The organism is Caldimonas sp. (assembly GCF_046289365.1).
Taxonomy (GTDB): domain Bacteria; phylum Pseudomonadota; class Gammaproteobacteria; order Burkholderiales; family Burkholderiaceae_C; genus Caldimonas.
The window spans coordinates 1-7455 of sequence record NZ_JBKBVU010000151.1 but is presented as its reverse complement, the minus strand read 5'-3'; the positions used below and the strand labels follow the sequence as shown (position 1 = coordinate 7455).

Here is a 7455-nt window from a genome sequence, read left to right as displayed (position 1 = left end):
GGTGTGCTTGGCAAACACCTGGGCCGCCCACAGGCCGGCCTCATAGAGCAGGCACATCGGGATGGCCAGGGCGAGCTGCGAGATCACGTCGGGCGGCGTGACGACGGCCGCGATGATGAAGGCCAGCACGATGAAGTAGCTGCGGAAGCTGCGCAGCTTGTCGATGCTGACCACCCCCATGCGCACCAGCACCACCACGACGATGGGCACCTCGAAGGTCAGGCCAAAGGCCAGGAACATGGTCAGCACGAAGCTGAGATAGGCCTCGATGTCGGGCGCGGCCGTGATGCTCTTGGGTGCAAAGCTCTGGATGAAGCTGAAGACCTGGCCGAAGACGAAGAAGTAGCAGAAGGCCACCCCGAGCAGGAAGAGGATGGTGCTGGAGATCACCAGCGGCAGCACCAGCCTCTTCTCGTGCGAGTACAGTCCCGGCGCGACAAAGGCCCAGACCTGGTAAAGCACATAGGGCAGTGCGATCAGGAAGGCCGTCATCATCGTGATCTTCAGCGGCACGATGAAGGGCGAGATCACGTTGGTGGCGATCATCGTCGAGCCCTGCGGCAGGTGGGCCACCAGGGGCGCGGCCAGCAGGTCGTACAGGCCCGAGGGGCTGGGCCACAAGAACAGCAGGCCGAAGACGATGCCCACCGCGATCAGCGACCGGATCAGGCGGTCACGCAACTCGATCAGGTGGGAGACGAAGGGCTGCTCGGTGCCGTCCAGTTCGTCCGGACGGTCTTGCTTGGGATCCTGGCTCACGGACGGGCCTTGGAGGAGACTCTGGGGGGGCGAAAACGCGCCACCCGCGCGGCCCCGGACTGCACCCTGGAGCGCACACCGTGGCGCTGGCGGTACCACTGAGGCACGGCACTGCGCTTGATGCGCCAGTTCTTGCGAGGAGGCTTGTACACCGGCGGCGGCTCCCAGGAGCCACCGGAGGACGAGGGCAGGCCCGCGGTGACCTCAGACCAGGCCTTGTCGAAGTCGCTGGAGACGGCGTTGACCTCCTGCGAGACCGTCTGCTCGACGTTGCGGGCGGCGTCTTCGAACTGCGTCTTCATCTTCTTGAGCTCTTCGAGCTCGATGGAGCGGTTGACCTCGGCCTTGACGTCGGCCACGTAGCGCTGCGCCTTGCCCAGCAGGTGGCCCACCGTGCGGGCGACCTTGGGCAGCCGCTCGGGGCCGATGACGATGAGCGCCACCGCCCCGATCAGGGCCAGCTTGTCGAAGCCGAAGTCGATCATGGACGCACCGTCAGAGGCCGGCAGGCGCCGGCCTTCAGGACTTGGTCTTGGCTTCGACGTCGATCGTGGTGCCGGCGCCCTGGGTCTTCTCGGCGGTGACCTGCTGCGCCGGTGCGGCGGTCTCGCCGCTGCTGGAGCCGTCGCGCATGCCATCCTTGAAGCCCTTGACGGCGCTGCCGAGGTCCGAGCCGATGTTCTTGAGCTTCTTGGTGCCAAACACCAGCACGACGATCAACAGCACGACCAACCAGTGCCAGATGCTGAAGGTACCCATGATGTACTCCTAGAAGGAAAATCGATTCTACGGCTTTGTTGCCCCCCCTCACGGGGCCGGTGCCTCATCCGACGCGCCAGGGGCGTGGCCCTCCGATGACATGGACATGGAGGTGATACACCTCCTGACCGCCGTCCGCACCGGTGTTGATCAGGGTTTTGAAGCCATTGCCCGCCCCTTGTTCCAGGGCCAGGCGTGGTGCCAGCGTGAGCATGCGCCCCAGCAGGGCCTGGTGCTCGGGCCCCACCTCCCACAGCGAGGGCACATGCAGCTTGGGGATGATCAGGAAATGGACAGGCGCGTGCGGCCGGATGTCGTGGAAGGCCAGCACTTCCTCGTCTTCGTAGACCTTCTTCGAGGGAATCTGGCCGGCAACGATCTTGCAGAAGATGCAGTTCGGGTCGTGGCTCATGAGGTCAGGTCGGCAAAGGCATGGGTTTGCGGTCGTTCAGGGCCAGCCAGCCGCGCACCACGCGGTAGAGGAACCAGATCGAGATCACACACCAGGCGATCCAGCCCGGCACGATGAGCAGGAACCACAGCGGCAGCGTGAGGAGGTACAGGCCGGCCGCCCACAGCACGCTGCGGATGCGCCAGCGGAAGTGGGACTCGTGCCAGGTGCCGGCCGCATCGTTGCGCTTGATCAGGTCGAGGATGAAGGCCGCCACCAGCAGCAGCACGCTGGGCTGGAAGGACGGGATCACCGCCCCCACGGCAACGATGGCATGCAGGGCGTAGCTGATGTGGCCGATGGTGCGCAGCGAGTCCTCGCCGCGTCCGCCCGGGCCGAAAATCTCGCTCACCGGCGAGTGTTCACGGGGGTCGGACGGGGCACTCATGCACCGGACTCCGGTCGTTCACGGGCCGTTCGGGCGGCAAACTCCTCCAGCCCGGACAGGCCCTCGCGGCGCTGCAACTCGGCCAGCACGTCCGACGGCTTGAGCCCGAACTGCGCCAGCGCGACCATCGAGTGGAACCACAGGTCGGCCACCTCGTAGACGATCTTGCGCCGGTCCCCGTCCTTGGCAGCCATCACGGTCTCGGTGGCTTCCTCGCCCACCTTCTTCAGGATGGCGTCAGTGCCCTTGTGGAAGAGCCGGGCCACGTAGGAGGTCTGAGGATCGCCGCCCTTGCGCGACTCGATGACCTCGGCCAGGCGGGCCAGAACGTCCTGGGACAAAGGGGCGGGCGGGGCATCCATCCGACTCATCCGTAGATGCGCTGCGGGTCTTTCAGGACCGGATCGACCGTGACCCACTGCCCGTCGCGCAGAACCTGGAAGAAACACGAATGCCGGCCGGTATGGCAGGCGATGCCCGGCTCGTGGCCGAGCTGCGTGACGCTGAGCAGCACCACATCGGCGTCGCAATCCAGGCGGATCTCGTGCACCTTCTGGATGTGGCCGGACTCCTCCCCCTTGTGCCATAGGCGGCCCCTCGAGCGGCTCCAGTAGACGGCCTCGCCGCGGCGGGCCGTCTCAGCCAGCGCCTCGCGGTTCATGTAGGCGAACATCAGGACGTCCTTGGTGTGCGCCTCCTGGGCAATCACCGGCACCAGGCCGTCCGCGTCCCATTTCACATCGTCGAGCCAGCTCATCGGCACAGTGTAGCAACCATGGGTGACAACCCCATGCGGCCTCAAGCCCGCACCGGGATTCCCCTCGACGCCATCAGGGCCTTGGCCTGCCCGACGGTGTATTCGCCGTAGTGGAAGATGCTGGCGGCCAGCACGGCGTCAGCCCCGCCCTTCTGGATGCCGTCGGCCAGGTGCTCGAGGCTGCCCACACCGCCGGAGGCGATCACCGGCACGCTCACCGCGTCGCTGACCGCCCGAGTGAGCGCCAGGTCGAAGCCGCTCTTGGTGCCGTCACGGTCCATGCTGGTGAGTAGGATCTCGCCGGCCCCGTGCTCGGCCATCTGCCGGGCCCAGGCCACGGCATCCAGGCCGGTGTTCTTGCGCCCGCCATGGGTGTAGACATCCCAGCCGCTGCCGTCGCCGCGGGCCTTGGCGTCGATGGCCACCACGATGCACTGTGCGCCGTACTTGGCCGAGGCCTCGCGGATGACCTGCGGGTTGGCCACCGCCGCCGAGTTGAAGCTCACCTTGTCGGCCCCGGCGTTGAGCAGGCGGCGCACATCGTCCACCGTGCGCACGCCACCGCCCACGGTCAGCGGGATGAAGACCTGGGAGGCCACCGCCTCGATGATGGGCAGGATCAGGTCGCGCCCGTCACTGGTGGCGGTGATGTCCAGAAACGTGAGCTCGTCGGCGCCCTGGTCGTTGTAGCGCGCGGCAATCTCGACCGGATCGCCGGCATCGCGCAGCTCGACGAAGTTGACGCCCTTGACGACACGGCCGCCGGTGACGTCCAGGCAGGGGATGATGCGTTTGGCGAGCATGGATCTGCGTCAGGCGCCGCCGTTGAGCTCGTCGGCGCGCTTCTGGGCCTGGGCGAAGTCCAGCGCGCCGGTGTAGATGGCGCGGCCGCAGATCACGCCCTCGACCCCCTCGTCCTCCACCGCACACAGCTTCTCGATGTCGGCCAGGCCGCTCAAACCGCCCGAGGCGATCACCGGGATGCTCAGGGCCTGGGCCAACTTCACGGTGGCGTCGATGTTGATGCCGGTGAGCATGCCGTCGCGGCCGATGTCGGTGTAGATCACGGCCTCGACACCGTAGTCCTCGAATTTCTTGGCGAGGTCGATCACTTCGTGGCCCGAGAGCTTGGACCAGCCGTCGGTGGCCACCTTGCCGTCCTTGGCGTCCAGGCCCACGATGATGTGGCCGCCAAAAGCGCTGCAGGCGTCTTTCAGGAAGCCCGGATTCTTCACCGCGGCCGTGCCGATGATGATGTAGCTCAGGCCATCGTCGAGGTAGCGCTCGATGGTGTCGAGGTCGCGGATGCCCCCGCCGAGCTGCACGGGGATTTCGTCGCCCACTTCGGCCAGGATGGCCTTGATCGCCGACTCGTTCACCGGCTTGCCGGCGAAGGCCCCGTTGAGATCGACCAGGTGCAGGCGGCGCGCCCCGGCATCAACCCAGCGGCGCGCCATCGCAGCCGGGTCTTCGCCGAAGGTGGTGGAGTCGTTCATGTCGCCCTGCTTGAGGCGCACGCACTGGCCGTCTTTGAGATCGATGGCGGGGATCAGCAACATAGCCGAAGTCGAGTGGGTGGGATGGAGGCGGGATGGCGGAAGGCTCGGGCACCTCAGCGGTGCACGGGAGGGAGGGCGACGGTCTCGGGCGGTGTCAGGGCTTCCAGCTCAGGAAGTTGCGATACAGGGCCAAGCCGTGATCGGCGCTTTTCTCGGGGTGGAATTGCGTCGCGAAAATATTATCCCGGGCCACTGCACAGGTAAAGCGCACACCGTACTCGGTTTCCCCGGTGCCGTGGGCCGCATCGGCCACCCGCGCATAGAAGCTGTGCACGAAATAGAACCAGGCGCCATCGGGCACGCCGGCCCACATCGGGTGCGGCCGGGCCTGCCAGACCTGGTTCCAACCCATCTGCGGCACCTTGTAGCGGCTGCCGTCGGGCTGGATCCGGCCTTCGAGCTGGAAGCGCACCACCTCGCCGGGAATCAACCCCAGAGCGTCGGTGGGCCCCTCCTCGCTGCGTGAGAGCAGCATCTGCATGCCCACGCACACGCCCATCAGCGGCTTGTTCGCCGCCGCGTGCAGCACGGCCTCCTGCAGGCCGGAGTCGCGCAGCTCGCGCATGCAGTCGGGCATGGCGCCCTGCCCCGGCAGCACGATGCGCTCGGCGGCCAACACCTCCTCGGGGCGCGAGGTGACGATCACCTCCAGGCCCGAACCCTGCGCCACATGGCGCACGGCCTGCGACACCGATCGCAGGTTGCCCATGCCGTAGTCGACAACAGCCACAGTCGCCATGGTGCCGGTGCTCAGAGCGAGCCCTTGGTGGACGGGATGACGCCGACGCTGCGCGGGTCGAGTTCCAGTGCAGCGCGCAGGGCGCGGGCGAAGGCCTTGAAGACCGTCTCGCACTGGTGGTGCGCGTTCACGCCCTTGAGGTTGTCGATGTGCAGCGTCACCAGGGCATGGTTGGCAAAGCCCTGGAAGAACTCGAAGGTGAGCTGGGTGTCGAAGCTGCCGATCATGCCGGCCGTGAAGGGCACGTCCATGTGCAGGCCCGGCCGGCCCGAAAAGTCGATCACCACGCGCGACAGCGCCTCGTCCAGCGGCACATAGGCATGGCCGTAGCGGCGGATGCCCCTCTTGTCGCCCACGGCCTTGGCAACGGCCTGGCCCAGGGTGATGCCCACGTCCTCCACCGTGTGGTGGCCGTCGATGTGCAAGTCACCCTGGCACTCGATCTCCAGGTCGATCAGCCCGTGGCGGGCGATCTGGTCGAGCATGTGATCGAAGAAGCCGATGCCGGTGTGCAGCCTGGCCTGGCCGCTGCCGTCGAGATTGACGGCCACACGGATCTTCGTTTCGTTGGTGTTGCGCGTGACGTCGGCCACACGCGGCGTGGCAGTGGTGCTCATGGCTTACAGGCTTTCCCGCAGGGCGGCGATCAGGCGCTGGTTCTCGTCGGGCGTGCCCACGGTCAGGCGCAGGCAGGCAGCGAGCAAGGAATGCATTCTAGAAACGTTCTTCACCAGCACGCCGCGCTGCTTCAGGCCGGCAAAGGCGCGGTCGGCATCGGGCACGCGCACGAGCACCATGTTGGCCTCGCTGGGGAAGGGAGTCACGCCGGGCAGGCTCTTCAGGGCCTCGATCAACCGGGCGCGCTCCTCGCGCAGCACCGCGGCCTGGCGGGCGAACTCGTCGGCATGCTCCAGCGCGAACAGCGCGGCCTCGGCGTTGAGCACGCTCACGTTGTAGGGCGGGCGCACTTTGTCGATCTGGGCGATCAGCCGGGCAGCGCCCATCATGTAGCCGATGCGCACGCCGGCCAGGCCGAACTTGCTCATCGTGCGCATCAGCAGCACGTGCTCGTGGCGGGCCAGGCGGTCGATGTAGCTGCGGCTGGCAAAGGGCTGGTAGGCCTCGTCGATGATCACCAGACCCGGCGCGGCGTCGATCAGGCGCTCGACGATGCGGTCGTCGAAGAGGTTGGCCGTGGGGTTGTTCGGGTAGGCGATGTAGAGCAACGCCGGCTGGTGTGCTTCCAATGCGGCCAGCATCGCCGCCTCGTCGAGCTCGAACGTGGCCGTGAGCGGCACGCCGACGAACTTCAGGCCCTGCAACTGGGCCGACATCTGGTACATCACGAAACCGGGCACCGGGGCCACGACGGTGGCGCCCGGCACGTCGCAGGCCATGGCCAGCAGGCTGATGAGCTCGTCCGAGCCGTTGCCCAGCATCAGCGCGCAGCCTTCGGGCAGGCCGGCGTGGCGCGCCAGCGTCTCGCGCAGCGTGTCGATGCGTGCGCCGGGGTAGCGGTTGATCGCCACGGCGCCCAGGCGTTCGCCCAGGGCCTGCTGCAACGCAGGCGGCAGGCGAAAGGGGTTCTCCATCGCGTCGAGCTTGATCATGCCGGTGCTGTCCTGCACGGCATAGGCGTGCATGCCCTGCACGTCCTGGCGCAGCCAGCGCGCCATCACGGTGTCGAGGCGGCTCATCGCGCCCCTCCCTTCAGGCGGAACTCGGCGGCTTGCGCGTGCGCCTGCAGACCTTCCCCATAGGCCAGTTCGGCGGCGATCGTCCCCAGCACCTGGGCGCCTAGCTCGCTCACCTCGATCAGGCTGGAGCGCTTCTGGAAGTCGTACACGCCCAGCGGCGACGAAAAGCGGGCGGTGCCCGAGGTGGGCAGCACGTGGTTGGGGCCGGCGCAGTAGTCGCCCAGGCTTTCGCTGGTGTAGGCGCCCAGGAAGATGGCCCCCGCGTGGCGCAGCAGCGGCTCCCAGCGGTGCGGCTCACGGCTGGCGATCTCCAGGTGCTCGGGCGCGATGCGGTTGCTCAGCGCGC

Annotated in this window: 13 protein-coding genes; all 13 read right to left on the bottom strand. The window is 67.3% G+C overall.

Features of this window, described 5'->3' with window-relative positions; translation table 11 throughout:
* Positions 1 to 759: twin-arginine translocase subunit TatC (tatC, locus tag ACK42S_RS13410; protein ID WP_409708373.1), on the bottom strand; the 759-nt coding region annotated here is incomplete at its 3' end.
* Positions 756 to 1244: a Sec-independent protein translocase protein TatB gene (tatB, locus tag ACK42S_RS13405; RefSeq protein ID WP_409708370.1), complete on the bottom strand. Its 489-nt coding sequence runs from the start codon at positions 1242 to 1244 to the stop codon at positions 756 to 758. The genes tatC and tatB, both read right to left, overlap by 4 nt.
* A gap of 34 nt (positions 1245 to 1278) precedes the next feature.
* Positions 1279 to 1518, bottom strand: coding sequence for a Sec-independent protein translocase subunit TatA (gene tatA / locus ACK42S_RS13400; RefSeq protein WP_409708367.1), 240 nt, complete (start codon positions 1516 to 1518; stop codon positions 1279 to 1281).
* Between the two features lie 64 nt (positions 1519 to 1582).
* On the bottom strand, positions 1583 to 1930 hold the full coding sequence (locus ACK42S_RS13395; protein ID WP_409708364.1) for a histidine triad nucleotide-binding protein: 348 nt from the start codon (positions 1928 to 1930) through the stop codon (positions 1583 to 1585).
* A 4-nt stretch (positions 1931 to 1934) separates the two neighbouring features.
* Positions 1935 to 2357: a DUF4870 family protein gene (locus tag ACK42S_RS13390; RefSeq protein WP_409708361.1), complete on the bottom strand. Its 423-nt coding sequence runs from the start codon at positions 2355 to 2357 to the stop codon at positions 1935 to 1937.
* Positions 2354 to 2728 (bottom strand): phosphoribosyl-ATP diphosphatase, encoded by a 375-nt coding sequence (locus ACK42S_RS13385; protein WP_409708358.1) that lies wholly within the window; start codon positions 2726 to 2728, stop codon positions 2354 to 2356. The genes ACK42S_RS13390 and ACK42S_RS13385 overlap by 4 nt, the downstream gene beginning before the upstream one ends.
* Positions 2725 to 3114 (bottom strand): phosphoribosyl-AMP cyclohydrolase, encoded by a 390-nt coding sequence (gene hisI, locus ACK42S_RS13380; RefSeq protein WP_409708355.1) that lies wholly within the window; start codon positions 3112 to 3114, stop codon positions 2725 to 2727. The genes ACK42S_RS13385 and hisI overlap by 4 nt, the downstream gene beginning before the upstream one ends.
* A 41-nt stretch (positions 3115 to 3155) precedes the next feature.
* Complete coding sequence (gene hisF / locus ACK42S_RS13375; protein WP_409708352.1) at positions 3156 to 3917, bottom strand: imidazole glycerol phosphate synthase subunit HisF; 762 nt, start codon at positions 3915 to 3917, stop codon at positions 3156 to 3158.
* Positions 3918 to 3926: 9 nt separating this feature from the next.
* Positions 3927 to 4673, bottom strand: a complete 747-nt coding sequence (gene hisA / locus ACK42S_RS13370; RefSeq protein ID WP_409708349.1) for a 1-(5-phosphoribosyl)-5-[(5-phosphoribosylamino)methylideneamino]imidazole-4-carboxamide isomerase — start codon at positions 4671 to 4673, stop codon at positions 3927 to 3929.
* A gap of 94 nt (positions 4674 to 4767) precedes the next feature.
* Positions 4768 to 5412, bottom strand: a complete 645-nt coding sequence (hisH, locus tag ACK42S_RS13365) for an imidazole glycerol phosphate synthase subunit HisH (RefSeq protein ID WP_409708346.1) — start codon at positions 5410 to 5412, stop codon at positions 4768 to 4770.
* Between the two features lie 11 nt (positions 5413 to 5423).
* The gene (hisB, locus tag ACK42S_RS13360; protein WP_409708343.1) at positions 5424 to 6029 is read right to left on the bottom strand and encodes an imidazoleglycerol-phosphate dehydratase HisB; all 606 of its coding nucleotides are present in this window, start codon (positions 6027 to 6029) and stop codon (positions 5424 to 5426) included.
* Positions 6030 to 6032: 3 nt separating this feature from the next.
* Positions 6033 to 7109, bottom strand: coding sequence for a histidinol-phosphate transaminase (gene hisC, locus ACK42S_RS13355; RefSeq protein WP_409708340.1), 1077 nt, complete (start codon positions 7107 to 7109; stop codon positions 6033 to 6035).
* A partial coding sequence (locus ACK42S_RS13350) for a histidinol dehydrogenase (RefSeq protein ID WP_409708337.1) occupies positions 7106 to 7455 on the bottom strand: 350 nt, incomplete at its 5' end. The genes ACK42S_RS13350 and hisC, both read right to left, overlap by 4 nt.